This window comes from Arthrobacter sp. 05L417 (genome assembly GCF_056397865.1).
Window position 1 is genome coordinate 185,916 of the sequence record NZ_JBFTOG010000005.1, and the last position, 23,238, is coordinate 209,153.

Consider the following 23,238-nt stretch of genomic DNA (forward strand, 5'->3'; position numbering starts at 1 on the left):
CCCCTATCGCGTGGATAAAACTGTGCGTATGCTTGCTTGATCCACAATTGATGGACGCATGCCCCTAACGGAGGGAGCGGGCCATGTCGGGAAATAGCAATGACACCAGCGGCCAGGGAATGATCGTCAACCCCAAGCCCAAGGCGGACAACCAGGACTGGGACGGCGACGACGCCGACCGGGCTGATCGGCTGCGCTTTGAGGAAGAACAGGCCATGATTCGCGAGCAATCGGAAGCGCGCGCAGCTGCCAGGGCCCTGGCAGAACGCAACTTGGCGGAAAACAAACTGGCAGAGCACAAGGCAACGGAAGCGGCGAAGAACGCCAAATAGCGCATCGCGCTATTGCACGCGCACGAGTTATTGCACGCGCACGAGAAGAGAGCGCGGCTCCACCTTGACGGTGACTTTCGTGGCCTCGCCCGAGGGATCACCGTCAAGTTGCGTGGCCATCGGTTCGCTGCTGCTGATGACCACTTTGCCCGAACGGTAGTAATTCATGACCGGCAGGTTCCGGTTGTGCTTGAACAGGATCTTGGCGTACACCGCAATCCAGCCGATGGCGCTGCGGGGGCTCATGACCACAACGTCCAGGACGCCGTCGTCGATCATCGCGCCGGGGATGAAGTCGATGCCACCTGGAATCAGGCCGCAGTTGGCGAACAAGACGCTTCGGATTTTCCGGGATTGCTCGGGCTCGTCGTCCATCGCAATGGAGACCCTTTTGCGCCGGCCGGGTAGGTGGCGGACGCCCGCCTCGGTGTAGGCCAGCCAGCCGACTGCCTTCTTGAGGCCGTCATTGGTATCGCCTACAACCTCGGCATCCAATCCCATGCCCGCGATCACCAGGAAAGCATGCTCGGAAGAGGCGCCCGTCCGCTCGTTGTAAATAGCCATTCGTGCGGTGTCGATGTAGCGCTGGTGGCCGAAGAGCGCCGTGTGGACGTTGCCCCTCAGGTCGTTGACATCCAGGTTCACGTTGCGTGCCAGCAGGTTTCCGGTTCCCAGGGGAATCAAGCCCATCGCCACGTCGGTGTGCGCGAGGGCCTCTGCCACGACGCGCACGGTACCGTCGCCGCCGCCGACGAGTACGACGTCGGGCCTGTACGCGAGTGCCGCTTTGGCCTGCGAATGGCCGGGGTCCTCCGCTGTGGTGTCGAAGAAGCGGGGTTCGTCCCAGCCAGCAAGATGGCAGGCTTCCCGGATGATCCTCCGCGCGTCCTCGGCCTTCGCTTTCACCGGGTTGAGGATCACGGCCACCCTTTGCAAGCCGGCTTCAGGCTTGTATGCGTCCTCGTGCACAGCACTGCGGGTATGCCTGGCTCTGAGCCGGCGCACGCCCCACCAACTGGAGACGGCGAAGACCACGCCCCCAGCCAGAATCACGTACAGGATCCAGTCGCTCATGGTGATTCAACCCTATCCCGCTGCACGTGCGGCCGTGCACGGCGGAACGGGGTGACTGCCGCCGTCGGGCGTTGGCCGCGGAGCTGCGCGCTCATTCGATACTCTTGTCTGGTGATCGACGTAAAAGACCTCAGCGAAAACCCGGACAAGTTCCGTGCCAGCCAGCGCGCCCGCGGCGCCGACGAGTCCGTGGTGGACGCGATCATTTCCGCCGATGCAGACCGCCGCGCGGCTCTGATCCGCTACGAAAACCTCCGTGCGGAGCAGAACGTCTTCGGCAAGAAGGTGGCACAGGCCAAGGGCGAGGAAAAGCAGGCGCTGCTGGCCGAGGTCAAGGAACTGGCCAACTCGGTCAAGGCCGCTTCTGCCGAAGCCGACGCCGCCCAGGCCAAGCAGGAAGAGCTGCTCCGGGTCATCCCCAACCTGATTGTGGACGGCGTGCCCGAGGGTGGCGAGGACGATTTCGTGGTGGTCAAGACGGTCGGCACACCACGCGAATTCCCTGACTTCGAGCCGAGGGACCACCTGGAAATCGGCGAACTCATCGGCGCGATCGACATGGAACGCGGCGCCAAGGTGTCCGGTGCGCGCTTCTACTTCCTCCGCGGCGTCGGTGCCCGCCTGGAGATGGCACTGTTGCAGATGGCCATGGACCAGGCCATCGAGGCCGGCTTCGTACCGATGATCACCCCCACTTTGGTGCGCCCGGAGACCATGCAGGGCACCGGCTTCGATGTAAAGCACGACGCCGAGATCTACCGTCTCGCTGAAGACGACCTTTACCTCGTGGGAACCTCTGAAGTGGCCCTCGCCGGCTACCACGCGGACGAGATCCTGGACCTTTCCGCCGGCCCCATCCGCTACGCGGGGCAGAGCTCCTGCTACCGCCGCGAAGCCGGTTCACACGGCAAGGACACCCGCGGGATCATCCGCGTCCACCAGTTCAACAAGGTGGAGATGTTCATCTACACCACGGTTGAAGAAGCCGCTGCCGAGCACGAACGCCTCCTGGCCTGGGAAGAGGAAATGCTGGCCAAGGTCGAGCTCCCGTACCGCGTGATCGACACGGCGGCGGGCGATCTCGGCATGTCCGCGGCCCGGAAGTTCGACTGCGAAGCCTGGGTCCCCACCCAGAACGCGTACCGCGAGCTCACGTCGACGTCCAACTGCACCACCTTCCAGGCCCGCCGCCTGAACATCCGTGAGCGCGCGGTCAACGAGGATGGCGTAGTGAAGGGCACGCGCGCTGTCGCCACCCTGAACGGCACGCTGGCCACCACCCGCTGGATCGTGGCCATCCTGGAGCACCACCAGAACCCGGATGGCTCGGTCAACGTCCCCAAGGCACTCCAGAAGTACATCGGAGGGCTCGAGGTCCTGCCCGTTCTGTAGTCCTCCACAGCCTGGCTTGTCCACATAGAGCCAAAGCACGGCTGACGCTGCCGAACGACCCATGGATAGTAATTCCATGGACATACCTCCGCAGCTCATCGTCTCCGCCGAGCGGCTGGCCCTTACGGGCTCCACGGCCGGGATTCACCGGCCGTTCAGGGCAGGCCGTCTCGTCCGGCTGAGGCGGGGGTACTACGTGAAAACCTCCACCTGGGTGGAAGCGACGCCTGCCGAGAGGTTCGAGTGGTCTGCGGCGGCGGTGGGCATGGCATTCGACCAGCCCGTCTTTTGCGGTGAGTCCGCAGCTGTCGTGCTCGGCGTCCCTACACTGCGCCCGCCGGAGTTCGTCGATCTGGCCACTTCCTCCGAGCGGATCACCGGACGGCGGCCAGCGACTTTTGTGGTTCACGGAAACAGCGTGCTTGCCGAAAAAGCCCGGAATGCAGGCAACCATCCCATGCGCTACGTCCTTCGACGCAATGCGCAGGCCGTGGTTTCCGGCCATTTTTCCTGCACAAGTCCGGTGCAGACGGTCATCGATGTTATGTGCACCTCGTCCTTCAGCAGCGCGCTGGTTGTGGCTGACGGAATCGCACGAATGCTGTGGCAGCAGGGTTTGCTCGGGCAGGATGCCCGCTTGATCGAACACCCTGGGATCGCCTCGGCACTGGACAGGATCGTGGCTGATGCCACCAAGCACCGGGCACTCCGCATCGCGAGCTTGGCCCACCCGAAGGCCGAATCCGCAGGGGAGTCGTTCAGCAGGGCCGTCATCGAGCTGCTGGGCTTTGAGCAACCGCTCCAACAGCACACAATTGTTGACTCCGGCCAGTTCGTCGCCAGAACCGATTTCTGGTGGCCGGAGCAATCGATCGCGGGCGAATTCGATGGCAAGCAAAAGTACGCTGACGAAGACATGCGGGGGGATTGGACCGCGGAGGAGATCGTCTATCGGGAGAAGGTGCGTGAGGACAGCATCCGTGCTCTCGGGTTCACCGTCGTCAGGTGGAGTTGGGCGGATTTGGAGCAGCCAGGCCGCCTTCGGCAGAAGCTCCTGCGCGCCGGACTGAGGCCTCGCGCCAGAGCCTCAAGTTAATATTCACACTGTGGACAACGTGGGAGTATTCACCGCGTGTTAATCCCTTGCTGTGGCCTGCGTCCTAGCTGGTGTCGGTGGGGTCTGCTTCACTGGAGGCATGACTATTTTGACTGGTACCTCAGTCGCTGGCATCGATGACCAGCGGAATTCGAATCACAAACTCATGGTCGCGTTGGACGTCGACGGAACCCTCGTGGATCACGATGGCCACATGTCGCCAGGTGTCCGCGACGCCGCAAGGGCAGTCGTCGCCCAAGGTCACGACGTCCTGATCGCCACCGGCCGTTCGTTGAACGCCACTTTGCCCATCATTGAGCAGATCGGGCTGGAACGCGGGTACGCCGTATGCTGCAACGGCGGAGTCACGTTGCGGCTCGACCCCCAGCTGGACGCAGGCTACGAGATCATTCACAAGGCCACCTTCGATCCTGCTCCGGCGTTGATGGCACTTCGCGAGCAGCTTCCGTCCGCCAAATACGCGCTCGAAGACGAGGACGGGAACTTCCTCTCTACCGAGCGGTTCCAGGACGCCAGCTTCGGCGTTGAGGCAATCGGCGTCGATTTCCAGACCATGCTGGATGCCACTGCCGTGCGTGTGGTGGTGTTCAGCAGCGAGAATACGGCTGAAGAATTTTCCACAGCCATCCGGAAGATCGGACTGTCCGGGGTCACCTACTCAGTGGGCTGGACGGCCTGGCTGGATATCGCCGCCGCCGGCGTCACCAAGGCCAGCGCCTTGGAACTGTTGCGGCAGCGGCTCGGTACGCACCCCCGCCACACGGTGGCAGTGGGGGACGGCCGCAATGACATCGAGATGCTCAGCTGGGCCGGGCGCGGTGTCGCCATGGGCCAGGCACCCGAGGAAGTCATCGCCGTCGCGGATGAGGTCACCGCTTCGGTCTACGACGACGGTGCAGCCCTCATCCTGCGCCGCCTACTGTAAAAACCCACACTCAGCGGGACTGGCCATCCGCAGTTCAGGCGGCGTCGGAGACCACGGTGATGATACGCCGCAGGCTCATGGCGACCGACGCGGTGGCGTTCACGGACTCCTGGCCGGCGGCGGCTTCCGTGAGAGTGTCACTTAGTGATGCCACACTGTCCCTAGCGTCGCGCAAGGCGCTCCTGAAGTCTTCGGCGTCTCCATGCCTCCATTGCCGAATCGCTGTTGCAACGTCCTCCAGGGCCTCAGCCAAATTAGGCGGGACACCCTCCGGAATGACCGTTCCCGCGTTCTCTTCCCAGATCACGCTTGCCAGGACGTCTGTGACGTCCTGGACGTGAAAAGTCAGCCGTTCCATCACCCGCAAACCGGCCAGGTCGCCGGGCAGGCGCCCGGCTCGACGGCGGGACCGCGGGTTCGCTTTGGCGCTCAACTTCGCTGCCTGGACAGCTGTCCGCACCGCGGTCGCGGTACGTGCGAGCTCGCCGCTGCGGCTCGCCCATTCCTCATGGTCCGGTGGCCACGATTCCGTCATGGCGCTGGCCATGTCCCTGAGTTGCTTGGACAGCGCCCGTTGGTGACCGTCGATGGCGGGATCGATGCCTTCAAGATGCAGGGGCGGGAAGACCAGCCAGTTCACCGCGAAACCGACCGCCACCCCCATGCCCATCTGCAGGACGTACGCGAACGAGAAGCCTTGCGCATTCGAATAACCCAGCACCAGTACGAACAGCGCCGCCATGGGCACCCATTCGGAGGCACTTCCGAGTCTTGGCAGGCCACCGACGACCACGCCCAGGCCGACGACGACGGCCACCGCCAGTGCGTTTGGCGCGGTAATCGTGGTCACCGCGAAGGCCATGGCTATGCCCAAGCCGAGTCCAAGAAGGCTTTGTAGCCCGTGCTTGGCGGAAGCCGCAACGGTGGGGTGCATGCTGACCAAGACGCCCAAGGGCGCGTAATAGGGATAGGAAGCGGCTGTCCCAGGCATAAGCGGCGCGAGGTACCAAGCCAGCCCGGCCGCGGCGGCCGTCTTGGCAGCAAACAGGAGACGGTGCCCTGTGACAGCCTGCTTGAGCGCTGGAAGTAGCCGCCCAAGCTTTGGCTTGGTGATCATGGACCCAAGTTAGGCGGGAATGGTTGGACGTGTCGAGGGCTGGTTCGGCTGAAGGCGGCCGAGGCTATCAGTAAACCTCGAGGATCAATTGCAGCAAGCGTGCTGCGGCCGGTCTGGCAGCGTGCTCCTCCACCCACTGGGCGCGGGCCAGTGCCTTGCTCACGGCTTGGGTACTGATCCCCAGTTCCTGGGCCACGGCCTTCTGTTGACCACGCACGCCGGGCGTCAACAGGTCCAGGACGCGCCACTCAGCAACGCTCCGATGCTGCACAATGTGCCCCAAGAGCCGCAGCACAGCCTCCGATTCGGCAGCAAGCGCAGCAATCGGCCCCTCGACGGCCACGGGGACTCGCTCCTTGCTGTTCCGCAAGCGGTCCACGGCGCGGCGGGCGTAGACCAGGCCGTGTCCGGAGGCGTCTTTGATTTGCTTGGGCAGGGGTTCGTTGACGGGTCCGACGCCGATTCCCACGTACCACTGTCCGCTCCGCAAGGCTATGAGCGCTGAGTCCACGGCCTGTTGCGGGAATTCCACGATGCCTTGGACTTCGTCCTCCACCGAGCGGTCAAAGTCCAAGCGCGCAGGGATGTGGCGCAAGTCTTTGAGCAGCTGCGGTACGAGGTCTCCGTTGCCGCGGCTGTCGCGTTGGTTGATGGTCAGCGTGAACATGGTGGATCAAACATTACCGGCAGGTAGCTGACTTTCAAGGGGTTAATCGAGAGTCAACTGGTCGTTACGGCCGCGCGTGCCCAGCGATTGTGAGCCGATCCGTTCCGCGTCCGGGACCCACCCGTTAACGACGGCGGCGGGTGCGGTTCGCCTGGAACGTGGGGATCAGTGCGCGACCGGAACGTAACGCTTGATGGAAGCTTCCAGCTCGGCTTCGGCTGCTGCGCGGTCGGCCCAGCCTTCAGCCTTGACCCACTTACCCGGCTCAAGGTCCTTGTAGCGGGTGAAGAAGTGCTCGATTTCCTTGATCAGGAATTCGCTGACATCAGTGATTTCCTGGATGTGGTCGAAACGCGGGTCGGCCGGAACGCACAGGACCTTCGCGTCTCCGCCGCCGTCGTCGGTCATGTTGAAAACGCCGATGGGGCGGGACTCAACGATGACTCCGGGGTACAGGTCGAAGTCCTGCAGGAGCACCAGTGCGTCCAGCGGGTCGCCGTCCTCGCCCAGGGTGTTCTCGAAGAACCCGTAGTGCGTGGGGTACTGCATGGAGGTGAACAGGACGCGGTCCAGGCGGACGCGACCGGTCTCGTGGTCAACTTCGTACTTGACGCGCGACCCCTTGGGGATCTCGATCGTGACGTCGTGCTTCATGGAATGCTCCTTGACGGTATTGGCATGGGCGCGGCAACAGAGCAGCCGACGCCGCCGACTATTATTGAGGATATAGCGAGAGGCCCAAGTTTCTTGAAACGGTGGGGACATTCAAGACTTTGAGGACTAAAGCTGCATGAAGGGCGTTAACGAGGCGGAGGCTGAAAAGCAGGCTCCGGAACAGCAGGACACTCCCGTTCTCAGGCCCAGGAAGACCAGGCCCCCGAACCCTGCTTCGAAGGCCATTTTCCGCTTCCTGCCGCAGGCCTTGCTGACCTTGGTCATCGCGGCCTTGGCCGTCCCGATGGGCCTCGGGGTCGCGGCCGGCCTCTTCGGGGCAGCCGGTACGCCCACACCCAAGATGCCCGCCTGGCAACAAGTCCCCCAGCAGCTGAGCCGCACGCAGATCGTTGCGCCCTTGGACGCTTCCGCCCCGGTCCCGCTGCCGGCCGATGTCACGAACCAGCTCAACGCCCTCCTGACCCCCGACGGCGGGGGAGACTTCACCGGCGTCGTTGAAGATGCGCTGACCGGGCTTCCGCTTTACGATCGGGACGGCGGCAAGAACCGGGTGCCGGCGTCCAACATGAAGCTGCTCACCGCAGTCGCGGCGCTGCGGGCGATCGGCCCGGAGACCCGCTTCAGCACGCGGGTCCTGGCAGGACCTTCCGCGTCGACCATCATCCTGAGCGCCGGAGGCGACGTCCTGCTCGGCGACGGCCCGTCCCAGCCAGGCGAGGTGCTTGGCCATGCCGGCCTGGAGACCCTCGCGGCGGATGCCGCAAAAGCGCTGCAGGACCGGGGCGTGAAGGGGCCGGTCACGGTGCAATTGGACGATGGCCTATTCACCGGGCCCGCTTTGAATCCGGCGTGGAGCCTCGACGACGTCGCCGCCGGCGAAACCGCGCCAATCTTTCCGCTCGCCCTGAACTCGGCCAGGACAAGCCCGGGCGCAACCACAGGTTCGCGCCCGCAAGACGCCGCGCTCACCGCTGCCGAGGCTTTCGCGGGAAAGCTCCAAGCCGCGGGCGCCGCGGCCGGATTCACGGTGGTCCCGGGTGTGGAACGCGCCGCCGCTCCGTCCGGAAAACAGGACGTCCTCGCCAGCGTGGTGTCTGCCACCGTCCGCGAGCAAGTGGACTTGATGCTCGAAACCTCGGACAACTACCTGGCCGAGGTGTTCGGCCGGATGTCCGCTTTGTCCGCGGGAAAGCCGGGATCCAACGACGGCGCGACGGCGGCCGTGAGCGCCCAGTTGGCGGAAGTGGGGATCGCCACGGACTCCATGCACTTGGCGGACGTGTCCGGCCTTGCCTTGGGCAACCAGGTGTCGGCTCGGCAGTTCGCGGACGTTGTGCGGGCCATTACCTCGGGACCGGACACTCGTCTCCGCGCCGCCCTCGCCGGGTTCCCGGTTGCTGGACTGACCGGGACGCTCGGTGACCGCTACGCAGACCCCACCACCTCCCAAGGGGCGGGGCTGGTGCGGGCCAAGACCGGTACCTTGAATTCGGTGATCGCTTTGAGCGGCTACGTAGTGGACGCGAACGGCCGCCTTCTGGTCTTTTCCTTTATCGGCAACGGGCTGACGCCGGGCGCAGCGGGAAACAAGGTGGCGCTGGACAGGGCCGCCACTGCACTCGCGTCATGTGGTTGCACTGGTGGTTGAAGTTCGCTGCTGCCCGACGTTCGCCGCTGAGCGAACTTAAGGGCGCAGATTCAGCCTGTTGTGTTCTGATGGTTCGTATGGAGTCTCAGCAGCAAGCCCAGTCCCTCATCAACTGGGAGCTGGCCGCCTCCACGGCTGCCCGGCTCGCTCCCCCCGGTCCACTACTGAGTCCGGCGCAGATCGGCAAAGCCGTGGACAGCCTGCGGTTCAGCGCGGACATCTCGGTACCGCATGTGCATGACATCACCGGTCTGGAAGCCGCACGCGATCTCCGCGATTCCCATGTCCTGGTAGTTGACCGGGCGTCATGGGCGAAGGCCAATACCCAAAGTTTTGCCGTGATGCTCCAGCCGGCCCTTCAGCAAATGCTGGATTCCCGGCGCGGCCCGGCGATGACGCCGGCTGCCGCTGCCGCGAGCGGCGCCATCACGGGTACCCAGCTCGGGGCCGTGCTTGCCTTCTTGTCGAGCAAGGTCCTGGGTCAATACGATCCTTTCGCGGCGCTCGCCCCGGACTCGAAAGCGCCGCCTGCTGGCAGGCTTTTGCTGGTGGCTCCGAACATCATCTCCGTGGAGCGCGAGCTCAACGTTGATCCGGACGATTTCCGGCTCTGGGTTTGCCTTCACGAGCAGACCCACCGGGTGCAGTTCGCTGCGGCGCCCTGGCTCCGGACCCACATGCTTGAGGAAATCGAGCGCCTCAGCGCCAACCTGATCGGCAATGTGGACTCCATCATGGATCGCGCCACGGCCGCCGCGCGTTCCCTGCGCGACCGCTCCACCGGCGCCACACCCGGCCGCGGGGCCATTCTGGACCTCCTGCAGAACCCCGAGGAAAAAGCCTCGCTCTCGCATCTCACAGCCGTCATGAGCTTGCTGGAAGGCCACGCCAACGTGGTGATGGATGCCGTCGATTCCACCCTTGTCCCTTCAGTGAAGACCATCAGGCAGCGCTTCAACGCACGGGGCAAAGACCGCGGGGTGATCGAGAAATTCATCCGCAACATCCTCGGCCTGGATGCCAAGATGCGCCAGTACAGCGACGGAGCCAAGTTTGTCCGCGAAGTGGTTGCGGTGGCCGGCATGGAAGGCCTGAACCGGGTGTGGGAATCGGCCGAAGAACTGCCCACGGAAGCCGAAATCCACGACTCCAAGCTGTGGCTTGAGCGGATGGGGCTGTGACCGCGGGTACCACATCGGGTCCGGGCGCAAGCAGTAGAAACCCACCAAGCAGGAGTATCGCAGCAAGCAGCGGACGACGGCGCCCCGGGCGTTTGGCGCCAGTCGTCGGCAAGGCACGGAACATGTTGCAGGACGCGCTGGCCTCCGCAGGCTATCCCGAGCGAATCCTCGTCGCTTGCAGCGGTGGGCCGGACTCCCTGGCCCTTGCTTCAGTGGCAGCCTACTTTGCCCGTCGAGGCCATGTGCACGGCCGCCCCGTGAGCGTTGCCGCCGTCGTGGTTGACCATCAGCTGCAGGAAGGCTCGGGTGAGGTCGCGGCACGAACCGTGGCGATCCTGGAGGGGCTGGGCCTCTCGCCTGTCCAGCTGAGGACCGTGGACGTGGCGGCTACCGGCTTTGGACCCGAGGCGGCAGCCCGGGACGCCCGGCATGCGGCCCTCGAAGCAGCCGCCACCGAACTCGGTTGTGGAGCAATCCTGCTCGGGCACACGCTGGACGACCAGGCCGAACAGGTACTGCTCGGCCTGGCGCGGGGTTCGGGAACCCGCTCCCTCGCTGGAATGCGCCCCGCACGCGGCAAGCTCCTCCGTCCCTTCCTGGGGCTTCGCCGGGCGGAAACGCTCGAAATCTGCGAGGTCGAGGAACTCGAAACCTGGCACGATCCCAGTAACGCGGACCCTGCCTTCGCCCGCTCCCGGACCCGGGTTGAGGTGATGCCCTTGCTTGAGGACAAGCTGGGGCCCGGGGTTGCCGAATCACTCGCCCGCACCGCCGCGATCCTCCAACAGGACGCTGACTTCCTGGAGCAGCTTGCCGCAGAGCGCTATGCGGGCCTCGTGAACCGGAGCGACGATGGAGTCTGGCTTCCCGAAGACGCCTTGAGGGAATTGTCCCCCGCGCTGAGGTTCCGGGTGATCGCAAAGGCAGCGGCGGACGTCGGGGGCCAACAGCCCGGTTACGGGCGGCTTCAAGCGGCCGAAGCGTTACTGCGCCGGCAGGGATCGGCGGGTCCGGTGCAGCTTCCCGGAAGCGTCAGCGTCTACCGCGTATCCCTGAGCGAATTGGAGAGGGAGGCCTCAGCACGGGGAACTGCCGTTCCCCGCGAAGGCGGCGGCTGTGGGAAGCTAGTATTCCGGCATCAAAGATCGCCCCAACAGTAGCCGCACCCACGCATCAACACAGGAGCCATTGGTGGATTCAAACGACGTCCAGGCAGACCTCAAACACGTTCTCTACACCAAGGAGCAGATCCAGCAACGGATCGCCGAACTTGCTGCACAGATTGACAAGGACTACGAGGGCCGTGAGCTGCTGATCGTCGGCGTGCTCAAGGGTGCCGTCATGGTCATGGCAGACCTCGCCCGTGCGCTGCACAGCCACGTCAGCATGGACTGGATGGCGGTGTCTTCGTACGGCTCCGGTACCCAGTCTTCCGGCGTCGTGCGCATCCTCAAGGACCTTGATACCGACCTCATGGGCAAGGATGTCCTGATTGTCGAAGACATTATCGATTCCGGCCTGACCCTCTCCTGGCTCAAGACGAACCTCGAATCGCGGGGCACGGCTTCCGTGGAAATCTGTACGGCTTTCCGCAAGCCTACGGCCGCCAAGGTCGAGATCGACGTCAAGTACGTCGGCTACGACATTCCCAACGAATTCGTCGTCGGTTACGGGCTGGATTACGCCGAAAAGTACCGCAACTTGGACTTCGTGGGAACCCTCGCTCCGCACGTTTACGAGTAACTCTTTTCGCAGCGAACCACCGCGGCAGGTTCGCGGAGTGAAAGCGGCCTCCTGTTCGGGAGGCCGCTTCTCGTTGTGCGGTTACGCAGCGATCCTGAAAGAACCATGGATTTCTCCCGCGAGCTTCCGGAATTCCCTGTTCATGTACGCCTAGAGGGAACTTTTGCCCCTTACTGTGCGTGAATCACTCCGAACGGTGTAAAGCTAGAAACTGACGCAGCACCACACGCGCGCAGAAGCTGCGCCGTGCAGCACTACCAGGAGGGACGGGGCGGAGCCCCCGAACAGATGAAAGCTAAGAGTTTCTTCAAGGGCCCGGGCATCTGGATTGTTGTCGTAGTCGGCTTGCTCCTGGTGGCATTTGCAACCCTTGCCCCCGGCGGATCCACCCGCATCGACACCGATAAGGGCCTCGCGATCCTCGCCCAGAGCGGCAAGGTGGACCAGGCCAAAATCTACGACGCCGAGAACCGCGTTGACCTGACGCTGAAAGACAACCTCGTCATCGACGGCCAGGACAAGGGCAAGAACGTCCAGTTCTTCTACGTCACGGCGCGGGCCGGGGACGTCGTCAAGGCCGTCACCAATGCCCAACCGTCCGGCGGCTTCACGGACCAGCCCGTCGAGAACAATTGGTTCTCCGGACTTTTCTCGCTCCTCGTCCCCGTGCTCCTGCTGGGCGTGCTTTTCTGGTTCTTGCTCTCGCGCATGCAAGGCGGCGGTTCCAAGGTGATGCAGTTCGGCAAGTCGAAGGCCAAGTTGGTCAATAAGGACATGCCGCAGGTCACCTTCGATGACGTTGCCGGCGCGGACGAAGCCGTCGAAGAGCTCCAGGAAATCAAGGAATTCCTCGCGGAACCGGCAAAGTTCCAGGCCGTTGGCGCAAAGATCCCGAAGGGCGTGCTGCTGTACGGCCCTCCGGGCACCGGCAAGACCCTCCTGGCCCGCGCCGTCGCAGGCGAGGCAGGCGTCCCGTTCTTCTCGATCTCGGGCTCGGACTTCGTCGAAATGTTCGTAGGCGTCGGTGCTTCCCGCGTCCGCGACCTCTTCGAGCAAGCGAAGGCCAATGCGCCCGCCATCATTTTCGTTGACGAGATCGACGCCGTCGGCCGTCACCGTGGCGCCGGTATCGGCGGCGGCAACGACGAGCGCGAGCAGACACTCAACCAGCTCCTGGTCGAAATGGACGGCTTCGACGTCAAGACCAACGTCATCCTGATCGCGGCAACCAACCGCCCGGACGTCCTCGACCCTGCCCTGCTCCGTCCCGGCCGCTTCGACCGCCAGATCACCGTTGAAGCACCGGACCTGATTGGTCGCGAACAGATCCTGAGCGTCCACGCCAAGGGCAAACCGATGGCCCACGGCGTCGACCTCAAAGGCGTCGCGAAGAAGACCCCGGGCTACACGGGTGCGGACCTTGCCAACGTGCTCAACGAGGCTGCCCTCCTGACGGCAAGGTCCAATGCCAACCTGATTGACGACCGCGCCCTGGACGAGGCAATCGACCGCGTCATGGCGGGCCCGCAGAAGCGCAGCCGCGTCATGAAGGAAATGGAGCGGAAGATCACCGCCTACCACGAGGGCGGCCACGCCCTGGTGGCGGCAGCACTTCGCAATTCCGCCCCTGTCACGAAGATCACCATCCTGCCCCGAGGCCGCGCCCTCGGCTACACCATGGTGGTCCCCGAGGACGACAAGTACTCGATCACCCGCAACGAACTCCTGGACCAGATGGCGTACGCCATGGGTGGCCGCGTTGCAGAGGAAATCGTCTTCCACGACCCCTCGACGGGCGCCTCGAACGATATCGAAAAGGCCACCGGAACGGCCCGCAAGATGGTCACCCAGTTCGGCATGAGCGAGCGCATCGGCGCCGTGAAGCTCGGCGCTGGCGGAGGCGAGCCGTTCCTGGGCCGGGATATGGCACAGGAACGCAACTACTCGGACTCGGTGGCTTACATCGTTGACGAGGAAGTGCGCCGCCTGATCGATCAGGCCCACGATGAGGCATATGCGATCCTGACCGAGAACCGCGACGTACTGGACCAGTTGGCCCTCGAACTGCTTGAGCGCGAAACGCTGAACCAAGCCGAGATCGCCCACATCTTCCGCGACATCCGCAAGCGTGATTTCCGCGAAGTCTGGCTCTCCAAAGAGTCCCGTCCGGTACAGACCATCCCGCCGGTGGAATCCCGCGCAGAAAAGGCTGAACGAGAAGCACAGGAACAAGCCAAGGCCGCGCGTCTCGAAGAGCCCCTGGACGCCCAGTCCCCGCACCCGCAGGGAGTCAGCAGCCAGGAGTCGTTCACCGGTCAAGGACCTGACGCGGGCACCGACGTTTCGCATCAAGGCTAAGCTTTCTGCTGTGACTCATATCGACGACGACGACTTCAGCGGTGCCGCCAGTGATGACTTCGGCGGCGCCTCCGGGGGGAAATCAGGCGGCCACGGCCACGGCCACGGACACCACTCATACAAGGTAGACCGGCCACGCATCGAGGCCGCCGTCCGCGAGATCCTCATTGCCGTGGGCGAGGACCCGGACCGTGGCGGACTGGTGGATACGCCAAAGCGCGTTGCCAAGGCTTACGCCGAGGTCTTCGCGGGCCTGCACCAGGATCCCGAGGATGTCCTGTCCACTACGTTCGACCTCGACCATGAGGAACTCGTGCTGGTCAAGGACATCCCGTTCTATTCCACGTGCGAGCACCATCTGGTGCCGTTCCACGGCGTCGCGCATGTTGGATACATCCCTTCCCACGACGGCAAAGTGACGGGGCTCAGCAAGCTTGCCCGTCTCGTGGACATTTATGCCCGCCGTCCCCAAGTGCAGGAACGCCTGACCACCCAGATCGTCGAAGCGCTCGTGACCCACCTCAAGCCCCGGGGCGCGATCGTCGTCGTCGAATGCGAACACATGTGCATGTCCATGCGTGGCATCCGCAAGCCCGGCGCCAAGACCGTCACCAGTGCGGTACGCGGGCAACTTCATGACCCGGCCACCCGCGCCGAAGCCATGAGCCTCATACTCGGAAGGTAACAAAGACCATGGATTCCCTCGCAGCAGCACCAGGAACGGGCCCGGCTACCAGCCCCCTGCCTATTCTCCGCAAACCCCGTCCGGCCGCCCGCTTCGCGGACCTGCCGGCCGACCGCACGCTTGTCATGGGAATTCTGAACGTCACGCCGGATTCATTCAGCGACGGCGGCAAGCACCCCACGGCGGACACCGCCATCGCCCATGCATTGCGCATGTTGTATGCCGGAGCGGACATCATCGACGTCGGCGGCGAATCGACCCGCCCAGGCGCCGAGCCCGTCTCCCCGGAAGAAGAGCAGCGCCGGGTCTTGCCGGTGGTTCAGGCACTCGTGAAGGCCGGGGCGCTCGTCAGCATCGACACGACACACGCATCGACGGCAGCTGCGGCCGTGGAGGCCGGCGCCGCGATCATCAACGACGTCTCCGGGTTGAGCATCGAACCCGAGATGGCCGAACTCGTCGCACGTACCAAGGTGCCCTATGTCCTGACGCATCGCCGGGGCGACGCCGAGACCATGAACAGCCTTGCCGACTACGGCGACGTCGTGGAGGAAGTCATCGAGGAGCTCAAGGGCGTCCGCGACAAGCTCTACGCGGCAGGCGTCACCCCGGAACAAATCATTGTGGATCCGGGCCTGGGCTTCTCCAAGGACGAGGACCAGAACTGGCAACTTCTCAAGTACATCGGCAAGCTGGATGAACTTGGCCACAAGGTCCTGATCGGAGCTTCCCGCAAGCGGTTCCTCGGAACGCTCCTGACCGTGGCCGGCAAGGCGGCGGCACCGGAGGAACGCGACCATGCCACCGCTGCAATCACGGCAATCAGTGCCGCGAACGGCGCCTGGGCCGTGCGCGTCCACGACGTCGGCCCCAGCCTTGACGCCGTCAAGGTTGCCGCACGCATCAGACACTAAGCTTCGTGAACAAAGGGGGAGGAACCGGTTTGGACAAGATCACACTAACCGGCGTTACCGCCGTCGGGCATCACGGCGTCTTCGACTTCGAGCGCCGTGACGGACAGCCGTTCGTCGTCGACGCGGTGCTGTACACCGATTTCAGCAAGGCCGCGGAAACCGATGACCTGCAGTTCACGGCGCACTACGGTGAAGTGGCCGAGTACATTACGTCCCTCATTGCGGGCGAGCCGCTCAACCTGATCGAGGCCCTCGCGGTGCGGATCGCCGAGGGGATCCTGGCTGGCTTCAACATCGCCGCCATCGATGTCACGGTCCACAAACCCAAAGCTCCCATCGAAGTGCCCTTCGGCGACGTCACTGTCAGTGTCCACAGGGAGCGTGCATGACCTCCCCATTCACGAAGGCCATCCTGGCCCTCGGCAGCAACCTGGGCGAGCGGAATGACACCTTGTCCACCGCCGTTGCCGACCTCGTTGACCGCCCGGAAATCCGCCTGCTCGGTGTTTCTCCCGTGGTGCAGACCAAAGCCGTGGGCGGGCCCGTGGGGCAACCGGATTTCCTCAACATGGTGATCGCCGTTGAGACCACCCTTGCGCCGCTGGACCTCTTGCAGCACTGCCACGACGTCGAACAAAAGCACCACCGGGTCCGCGAGGTCCGCTGGGGGCCCCGCACCTTGGACGTGGACATCATTGTCTACGGCGAACTCACAAGCGACGACGAAACCCTGACCCTGCCGCATCCGCGGGCTGCGGAGCGGGCCTTCGTGCTCTATCCGTGGGCCCTCCTGGACCCTGCGGCGCGGCTCAACGGCGAGAGCGTCGCCGAACTGGCCACCAAGGCCGAGGACTTTCCGGGGCTTCGGCCTTTCGACGGTTTCGACGGATCCGGCAGCGTCGCTGCCGCGGGAGCGGTGGAATAGTCCATGAAGGCCATGCGTCCGCTCTTGTTGGCGATCATCGCGGTCGTTCTTGCCGCGGTTGGCTGGCTTACCACTGTGCTCACCACCCGCTACAGCATGGCGACGCCGGTGCTTCCTCCTTCCGCTTTGGTGACCATGGGCGTCATCGCCGTGCTGACCTTGATCATGGGCATCCGCGTCCTGCGCTGGCGCAACGGCAAGAAGAAGACCATGCTCAACCCCATCCTCGCCGCGCGAACCCTGATCCTGGCCCAGGCCTGCGCCTATGCGGGCACGGTGCTGCTGGGCTGGCATGTGGGGATCGTGATTGAGCAACTCCGGCTCTGGAGCCTCCGCAGTGACCAAGGCATCCTTTGGCTCGCGCTCATCATGGGCGGCGGCGGGCTCATCATGACCGTCGTCGGGCTCGTGGTGGAGCGGTTCTGCCGCATCCCACCGGAAGACCTGGAAGGCGGCCCCGGAGTCCGGGATTCACGCCGTGGCGAAACCAAGGGCGAAGGCGAATATGCATACCGCGGCGATTGATCCTCCTGGCATCCAGTGGCTGCGCGTTTCGCCGAAATACGTGACGGTGCGGCTCGTCGAGTGGGCCATCGGCAACGTGATCATGGTCGGCCTGTTCAGCCTGCCCTTGCTCTTCGTGGAACTGGGGTGGTGGAAATGGCCGCCGCTGTGGCTCGCCGTCGCCGTTCCCGCGGCCCTTCTGCTGATTGCACTGTGGCGCCTTGTGTTGATCCCGAGGCAAGTGAGGGCCATCGGTTATGCGGAGCGCGACGACGACCTGCTGATCCGCCGCGGTATCTTCTTCCAGCGGACCATGGTGGTTCCCTACGGCCGGATGCAGTACGTCGACGTGGCGGTTGGGCCCGTCGAGCGGGTCCTGGGGCTGTGCACCCTCAAGCTCCACACCGCTTCCGCCGGAACCAACGCCCACCTTCCGGGACTTCCCGCCGCTGAAGGAGCACGGTTGCGCGAGCAGCTTTCGGCCCGCGGCGAAGCGAGGCTGGCCGGGCTGTGACCCAGGAACAGACGGTCGTCGACGGCGACTGGCACCGCGTGCACCCGGCGTCGCCATTCGTGCGGGGATGGGTGGCGCTTGCGGCGATCATCTATTTCTTCGGCCGCGATACCTTTGAACGAACGCTGCAAGGCCGCGGGACCATTGGCGACAACTTCAACGAACGCACGCTCTGGCTCCTGGCCGGGGGCGGCGTCGTGCTGTTGCTGGCTTTGGGGTCCTTCATCCTCAGCTGGTACTTCACCCGGTATCAGCTTGCCGAAGGCTATGTCCGGGTCAACACCGGCTTCCTGTTCAAACAGCAGCGCCAGGCGCGGCTTGACCGGGTCCAGGCCATCGACATCGTGCAGCCCCTGCTTGCCCGTATTTTCGGGCTCGCGGAGCTGAAGTTCGAGGTGGCCGACGCCGGCCATTCGGCCGTGCGGCTTTCGTACCTCAGGCTCGAGCAGGCCAAGCAGCTCCGTGCCACCATCCTGGGCCGGGCTGCAGGTATTGCTGACGGGAGCGAGACGGTCGAGGTGCCCGAGGCCCCCGAACAGGTGGTGCTCTACGTGCCGCCTGGGAGGCTTGTCGGTTCGCTGATCTTGAGCGAGCAGAGCCTCTTCATTGTGCTCAGCGCCATCGCGTCGGTCCTGGTGTCGGTGCTGACCGAGTCCCGGGCATTCATCCTCTACTTGATTCCGGCAATCCTCGGCTTGGGTACCGCCTACTGGCGCTCGTTCAACACGGGCTACAACTTTACGGCGGCTATTTCCCCGGACGGCATCCGCCTGCGCTACGGACTCCTGGATACCCGGGCACAGACCGTGCCTCCCGGCCGCATCCAGGCCCTCAAGGTCACCCAGCCGCCGTTGTGGCGCATTCTCGGCTGGTACAGGATCCACGTGAACGTTGCCGGCTACGGTGAACACCACCGCAGCGAAGGCGAGCACCGGACCATGCTGCTCCCGGTCGGCCGGAAGCCCGAGGTGATGATGATGCTCTCACTCGTCTTGCCCGACCCCGGTACCGCCGATCCCGAGCGCGTGTTCACAGCCGGGCTGACCGGCCTGGATTCCGGCGCCGGCTTCGTCACCACCCCCAAGCGTGCCTGGATACTTTCCCCGTTGGGCTGGCGACGCAACGGCTTCCTTTCAACGGATACGGCCCTGCTGCTGCGTTCCGGCCGATTGTGGCGGAAGTTGGTGATGGTCCCGCATCAGCGAACCCAGTCCATCGCCCTCCACCAGGGTCCGTTGGCCCGGCTCTTCGGCGTGGCCGACCTCGTGTTGCATACGACTCCAGGGCCCGTGGCTCCCCGGCTCATCCAGGCGGCCACAGAGGAAGCAGTAAGTTTGTTCGACCAGCAGGCGGCCCGGGCGCGGAAAGCCCGCAAACTGCAAAGTAGCGAGCAATGGCTGGCGCAACTTCCGCCCGCGGCGATGCCGGTGCCAGCCCCGCCCGCCGCGCATGCCATCCGGCGTGCATCAACCCAGGAGGAACCCGACCATGGCTAGGCCAGGACGACTCGGCGTAGGAATCATCGGCGCTGGAAAGGTGGGTGCCGTACTAGGTGCGGCGCTGCGCGGGGCCGAGCACGCCGTCGTCGGGGTTTCCGCAGTGTCGGAGGCGAGCCGGGAGCGGGCGGAGACGCTGTTGCCGGGGGTTCCGATCCTCGAAATCCAGGAAATCGTGGAGCGGTCAGAGTTGGTGCTCCTCGCCGTTCCAGACGACGCCCTCGGTGAGCTCGTAGCTGGACTGGCCAAGCTCGGGGCTTGGCAGCCCGGACAGCTCGTGGCGCACACTTCCGGCCGGTTCGGCGTCGGGATACTGAAGCCGGTCCGCGCGGCAGGTGCCATTCCGCTCGCGCTCCACCCGGCCATGACGTTCACGGGCATGAGCCTGGACCTCACCCGGCTCATGGACTGCACGTTCGGGGTCACCGCGGACGCCGCGATGCTGCCCATCGCCCAAGCCCTCGTGGTGGAGATGGGCGCTGAACCGGTGGCCATTGCCGAAGCCGATCGCACGCTCTACCACGCAGCCCTCGCGCACAGCTCGAACCACATGGTCACCCTCGTGGCCCAGTCCTCCCAACTGCTCCGGGACATCGGCGTCGACACCCCGGAACGCATGCTCGGCCCCTTGCTCCGCGCCACCTTGGAGAATGCGCTGGCCTCGGGCGAATCGGCTCTGACCGGGCCTGTGGCCCGAGGTGATTCGGGAACCGTGGCCGCCCATGCGGAGGCGCTCAAGGAGTACGACGGCGGTGCGGGCGGCGATGTCCTTGCCGCGTACCGGGCGATGGCCCTCGCCACGGCCCGGCGGGCGGTCAATCGCGGACTGCTCAAGGAGGGCCAGCTTGGCGACATCAACAACGCCTTGGATAGCTCGAGTACGCCGGACAATGGCGAAGACCGTCCAGGCAACGATGCTGCCGGGACGCAGGAAGGAAACTGACCATGGCCATCAAACTTGTGACCACCGCGGCGGAACTGCGGGCCGAGAGTGCGCGGTTGCTCGCGGAAAAGCGTGGCAGCTCTCAAGGCCTCGTCCCCACGATGGGAGCGCTGCACACCGGTCACGCAGCGCTGGCCCGCACCGCCGTCCAGCAGAACGACGTGGTCGTGGCCTCCATCTTCGTGAACCCCCTGCAGTTCGGCGAGGCCGCGGACCTCGAACGCTACCCGCGCACGCTTGATGCCGATATGGCCCTCCTTGACGCCGAGGGAGTGGATCTCGTCTTCGCCCCTTCCGTTGACGAGGTTTACCCCGGTGGGGAGCCTCTGGTCCGCGTGACATCGGGACCGCTGGGTGAGAAATGGGAGGGCGCCTCGCGTCCCGGCCACTTCGACGGCGCCCTCACAGTGGTCGCCAAACTTCTGCACTACGGACTGCCTGGCGGTCCAGCGGTCGACGGAGGTGCTGCCGCGTACCGCGCGTACTTCGGCCAGAAGGATGCCCAGCAGTTGGCCCTCGTGAAGCGGATGGTGGCCGATCTCAGCTTTCCGGTGGACATCGTGGCGGTGCCTACTGTGCGCAACGCGGAAGGGCTGGCGCTTTCCAGCCGGAACCGTTTCCTCTCCGAAGAAGAGCGGGAAGCGGCGCTGGTTCTGTCCCGGGCCCTCCGCCTCCTCGAGTCCCGCGCCCTGGCGAACGAACCGCTTGAGCTGGACTCCGCCGTCGCGCTCGTTGAATCGCAGCCTCTCGTGACGCTGGACTATTTCGACGTCGTCGACCCCCGCACGCTGGAACCGCTCGCCGAAAACTGCAAGGAAACTCCTTTCCGGGGTGAAGGGCTTGCGATCATTGCGGCGAAGGTCGGACCGGTGCGGTTGATCGACAACGTGCCGCTGAGTTCCTGAGCACTCTTAACTTTCGGATGCGAGTCCGCAAACGTTTGGATTAAGTTGCTGACGGGAATGCGCTTGAGGCTTAGACTGTTGCAATCTCCACCGGTGCGGAGCACCGGAAACCATCGCACCCAAAGCTGAGGGATCCTCATGTCTACCGACGTCACATCAGACGCGCACGGCAACCCCGTGCCGGAAACGGGGACACAGCAAGCCAGCGACAGGATGTCGCGCGAGTCTGTCACCGTCATCGTCACGCTCCTTGTGGCCACTTTCGTGGTGATCCTCAACGAGACCATCATGAACGTCGCCTTGCAGCGGCTCATGACGGACCTCAATGTCGACGCACCCACAGTCCAGTGGCTCTCCACTGGATTCATGCTGACCATGGCCGTGGTCATCCCCACCACCGGCTTCATCCTCCAGAGGCTCACCACTCGAGCCGCGTTCCTCCTGGCAATCGGACTGTTCAGCAGCGGCACCTTGCTCGCGGCACTAGCCCCGGGTTTTGGAGTGCTCTTGTTGGCGCGCATCGTCCAAGCGGGAGGCACGGCAATCATGCTCCCGCTGCTGATGACAACCATCTTGACCTTGGTACCCCTGTCCCGCCGCGGTGCCGTGATGGGCAACGTGACCATTGCGATCTCGGTTGCGCCGGCCTTGGGCCCCACGGTTTCCGGGATCATCCTGGACCACTTCTCGTGGCGATTCATGTTCGTCTTCGTGCTGCCGGTGGCCTTGTTGGCTATGGGCATCGGCGCCAAGTTCCTGACCAACGTCGGTGAACGCGGCAACGTCAAGTTGGACTTCGTCTCCGTGGTCTTGACTGTTCCTGCCTTCGGCGGGCTGGTCTACGGACTGAGCCAGATCGGCGGCCACGCCGGAGCAACCGCCGTTCCGATCGCTGCGCTGGTGATCGGTGTCCTGTGCATGGTGGCGTTCGTTTTCCGCCAGCTCAAATTGCAGAAGTCCGACGCGCCGTTGCTGGACCTCAGGGCATTCAACTTCCGTATGTTCACGGTGTCGGTCCTGCTCATGGTGGTTGCCATGATGGCCCTGTTCGGCGGAGTCATCCTGCTACCGCTCTACATGCAGAACGTCCTCCACCTGCAGCCGATGGAGACTGGACTTGCACTCCTTCCGGGCGGATTGGCAATGGGCCTGCTCGGTCCGGTGGTCGGCAGGTTGTTCGACAAGATAGGTCCGCTTCCACTGACTGTCACGGGTTCCATCCTGCTGGTGCTCACGCTGTGGCAGTTTTCGATGCTCAACGCGAGCAGCCCCCTGTGGTGGGTCGTGGTTCTTTACGCAGTGCTTAGCCTGGGGTTGGCATTGCTGTTCACGCCGGCGTTCACCACTGGCCTCAACCCGCTTCCGCCCCACCTCTATTCGCACGGCTCGGCCATCATGAGCACACTCCAGCAGGTGGCGGGAGCCGCAGGGACTGCGCTCCTGGTTTCGATCTTCGCCGTGGTCTCGGCTGCCTCCGGCTTTGTTGCCGGGATGCAGGCCGCATTCCTGACCGCCACCTTGATTGCGGTGGTTGCCGTAGTGCTGTCCACCATGATGCGCAAGACCGAGGGAGCGGCCGGGCACTAGACGCTGGGTGGCGGGTCGGCTTGGTGGCGGGGCGGCTTGGTGGCGGCGCCGCTGGGTGGCGGGGCGGCTGGGTGGCGGGGCGGCTTGGTGGCGGGGCTGTTTGGTGGCGGGTCGGCTTGGTGGCGGGTCGGCTTGGTGGCGGCGCCGCGCCGCTTGTTTTGTGACGCACGGCATGTTTGCACATTGCGGCCCGAATGGCCTTTATTCCGCTGGAGTTGGACCCGAAATCGCCGTGTTGTAGAGGGTCTTGGGGTCCAGGATGGTGGTGCAGGCGTGATTTGCCTCGGGTCTTTGGGGTGTGTAAAGTAGATCGAGTCGCCGCCGCTGATGCGGAAAAATTGCGACAGACTCCCTTTCAAATGGAAACCAAATTCCTGGTTCGCTTTCTTGCGTTCCGGTGCGGTTTCCGGGGGTCGCGGATGGTGTTTTGTCCGGCGTGGTTCCCGGTTTCGGGAGTTGTGCGGGGAGAGCGTGTCTGGTAAGTTTGGAAAGTTGCTCCGGAGCGATCCTGGACCCTTTGGTGGGTGTGGGTGGTG

The 23,238-nt window shown here is 64.4% G+C and carries 23 protein-coding genes; 19 read left to right on the plus strand and 4 right to left on the minus strand.

Features of this window, described 5'->3' with window-relative positions; translation table 11 throughout:
- The first annotated feature begins 83 nt into the window (after nucleotides 1-83).
- On the plus strand, nucleotides 84-332 hold the full coding sequence (locus AC1DJW_RS07155; RefSeq protein WP_390283459.1) for a hypothetical protein: 249 nt from the start codon (nucleotides 84-86) through the stop codon (nucleotides 330-332).
- Nucleotides 333-359: 27 nt separating this feature from the next.
- Here the strand turns inward: AC1DJW_RS07155 and AC1DJW_RS07160 are convergent, their stop codons facing one another.
- On the minus strand, nucleotides 360-1,406 hold the full coding sequence (locus tag AC1DJW_RS07160; RefSeq protein WP_284750939.1) for a diacylglycerol/lipid kinase family protein: 1,047 nt from the start codon (nucleotides 1,404-1,406) through the stop codon (nucleotides 360-362).
- A gap of 111 nt (nucleotides 1,407-1,517) precedes the next feature.
- Here AC1DJW_RS07160 and serS point away from each other — a divergent pair, with 111 nt between their 5' ends.
- The 3 genes from serS (at nucleotide 1,518) to AC1DJW_RS07175 (ending at nucleotide 4,840) form a co-directional block, all read left to right on the plus strand.
- Entirely contained in the window at nucleotides 1,518-2,798 is a 1,281-nt protein-coding gene (gene serS, locus AC1DJW_RS07165) for a serine--tRNA ligase (RefSeq protein WP_284750938.1), read from the plus strand.
- 76 nt (nucleotides 2,799-2,874) lie between these two features.
- The gene (locus tag AC1DJW_RS07170; RefSeq protein ID WP_459341914.1) at nucleotides 2,875-3,894 is read left to right on the plus strand and encodes a hypothetical protein; all 1,020 of its coding nucleotides are present in this window, start codon (nucleotides 2,875-2,877) and stop codon (nucleotides 3,892-3,894) included.
- Nucleotides 3,895-3,994: 100 nt separating this feature from the next.
- Nucleotides 3,995-4,840, plus strand: coding sequence for an HAD family hydrolase (locus AC1DJW_RS07175; protein WP_459341913.1), 846 nt, complete (start codon nucleotides 3,995-3,997; stop codon nucleotides 4,838-4,840).
- 34 nt (nucleotides 4,841-4,874) lie between these two features.
- On the opposite strand, the gene AC1DJW_RS07180 is transcribed toward AC1DJW_RS07175, so the two are convergent.
- The 3 genes from AC1DJW_RS07180 to AC1DJW_RS07190 form a co-directional block, all read right to left on the minus strand.
- Nucleotides 4,875-5,957 (minus strand): aromatic acid exporter family protein, encoded by a 1,083-nt coding sequence (locus tag AC1DJW_RS07180; RefSeq protein ID WP_459341912.1) that lies wholly within the window; start codon nucleotides 5,955-5,957, stop codon nucleotides 4,875-4,877.
- A gap of 67 nt (nucleotides 5,958-6,024) precedes the next feature.
- Nucleotides 6,025-6,624 (minus strand): hypothetical protein, encoded by a 600-nt coding sequence (locus AC1DJW_RS07185; RefSeq protein WP_390283446.1) that lies wholly within the window; start codon nucleotides 6,622-6,624, stop codon nucleotides 6,025-6,027.
- Between the two features lie 165 nt (nucleotides 6,625-6,789).
- Nucleotides 6,790-7,278 (minus strand): inorganic diphosphatase, encoded by a 489-nt coding sequence (locus AC1DJW_RS07190; protein WP_284984745.1) that lies wholly within the window; start codon nucleotides 7,276-7,278, stop codon nucleotides 6,790-6,792.
- Between the two features lie 136 nt (nucleotides 7,279-7,414).
- Between AC1DJW_RS07190 and dacB the strand changes: the two genes are divergently transcribed.
- From dacB to AC1DJW_RS07265, 15 genes are all read left to right on the plus strand, one after another.
- On the plus strand, nucleotides 7,415-8,947 hold the full coding sequence (gene dacB / locus AC1DJW_RS07195; protein WP_476901039.1) for a D-alanyl-D-alanine carboxypeptidase/D-alanyl-D-alanine endopeptidase: 1,533 nt from the start codon (nucleotides 7,415-7,417) through the stop codon (nucleotides 8,945-8,947).
- A gap of 77 nt (nucleotides 8,948-9,024) precedes the next feature.
- Entirely contained in the window at nucleotides 9,025-10,128 is a 1,104-nt protein-coding gene (locus AC1DJW_RS07200; RefSeq protein ID WP_284750932.1) for a zinc-dependent metalloprotease, read from the plus strand.
- 122 nt (nucleotides 10,129-10,250) lie between these two features.
- A complete protein-coding gene (gene tilS / locus AC1DJW_RS07205) occupies nucleotides 10,251-11,288 on the plus strand; it encodes a tRNA lysidine(34) synthetase TilS (RefSeq protein WP_476901040.1) in 1,038 nt (345 codons plus the stop codon).
- 31 nt (nucleotides 11,289-11,319) lie between these two features.
- A complete protein-coding gene (gene hpt, locus AC1DJW_RS07210; protein ID WP_059388924.1) occupies nucleotides 11,320-11,871 on the plus strand; it encodes a hypoxanthine phosphoribosyltransferase in 552 nt (183 codons plus the stop codon).
- Between the two features lie 288 nt (nucleotides 11,872-12,159).
- Nucleotides 12,160-14,229 (plus strand): ATP-dependent zinc metalloprotease FtsH, encoded by a 2,070-nt coding sequence (ftsH, locus tag AC1DJW_RS07215; protein ID WP_284750930.1) that lies wholly within the window; start codon nucleotides 12,160-12,162, stop codon nucleotides 14,227-14,229.
- A gap of 10 nt (nucleotides 14,230-14,239) precedes the next feature.
- Entirely contained in the window at nucleotides 14,240-14,914 is a 675-nt protein-coding gene (gene folE, locus AC1DJW_RS07220) for a GTP cyclohydrolase I FolE (RefSeq protein ID WP_390283584.1), read from the plus strand.
- A gap of 8 nt (nucleotides 14,915-14,922) precedes the next feature.
- The gene (gene folP, locus AC1DJW_RS07225; protein ID WP_284750928.1) at nucleotides 14,923-15,828 is read left to right on the plus strand and encodes a dihydropteroate synthase; all 906 of its coding nucleotides are present in this window, start codon (nucleotides 14,923-14,925) and stop codon (nucleotides 15,826-15,828) included.
- Between the two features lie 29 nt (nucleotides 15,829-15,857).
- Complete coding sequence (folB, locus tag AC1DJW_RS07230; protein WP_390283580.1) at nucleotides 15,858-16,217, plus strand: dihydroneopterin aldolase; 360 nt, start codon at nucleotides 15,858-15,860, stop codon at nucleotides 16,215-16,217.
- A complete protein-coding gene (folK, locus tag AC1DJW_RS07235; RefSeq protein ID WP_476901041.1) occupies nucleotides 16,214-16,753 on the plus strand; it encodes a 2-amino-4-hydroxy-6-hydroxymethyldihydropteridine diphosphokinase in 540 nt (179 codons plus the stop codon). Before folB ends, folK begins: the two co-directional genes overlap by 4 nt.
- 3 nt (nucleotides 16,754-16,756) lie before the next feature.
- Nucleotides 16,757-17,278, plus strand: coding sequence for a DUF3180 domain-containing protein (locus AC1DJW_RS07240; protein ID WP_284750925.1), 522 nt, complete (start codon nucleotides 16,757-16,759; stop codon nucleotides 17,276-17,278).
- Complete coding sequence (locus tag AC1DJW_RS07245) at nucleotides 17,259-17,771, plus strand: PH domain-containing protein (RefSeq protein WP_284750924.1); 513 nt, start codon at nucleotides 17,259-17,261, stop codon at nucleotides 17,769-17,771. Before AC1DJW_RS07240 ends, AC1DJW_RS07245 begins: the two co-directional genes overlap by 20 nt.
- Nucleotides 17,768-19,267, plus strand: a complete 1,500-nt coding sequence (locus AC1DJW_RS07250) for a PH domain-containing protein (protein WP_476901042.1) — start codon at nucleotides 17,768-17,770, stop codon at nucleotides 19,265-19,267. The genes AC1DJW_RS07245 and AC1DJW_RS07250 overlap by 4 nt, the downstream gene beginning before the upstream one ends.
- Nucleotides 19,260-20,210 (plus strand): Rossmann-like and DUF2520 domain-containing protein, encoded by a 951-nt coding sequence (locus AC1DJW_RS07255; RefSeq protein WP_284750922.1) that lies wholly within the window; start codon nucleotides 19,260-19,262, stop codon nucleotides 20,208-20,210. Before AC1DJW_RS07250 ends, AC1DJW_RS07255 begins: the two co-directional genes overlap by 8 nt.
- 2 nt (nucleotides 20,211-20,212) lie before the next feature.
- A complete protein-coding gene (panC, locus tag AC1DJW_RS07260; protein ID WP_476901043.1) occupies nucleotides 20,213-21,115 on the plus strand; it encodes a pantoate--beta-alanine ligase in 903 nt (300 codons plus the stop codon).
- Between the two features lie 138 nt (nucleotides 21,116-21,253).
- Nucleotides 21,254-22,702 carry a DHA2 family efflux MFS transporter permease subunit gene (locus AC1DJW_RS07265; protein WP_284750920.1) on the plus strand — a complete coding sequence of 483 codons (1,449 nt, stop codon included), beginning with the start codon at nucleotides 21,254-21,256 and terminating at the stop codon, nucleotides 22,700-22,702.
- Nucleotides 22,703-23,238: the final 536 nt, after the last annotated feature.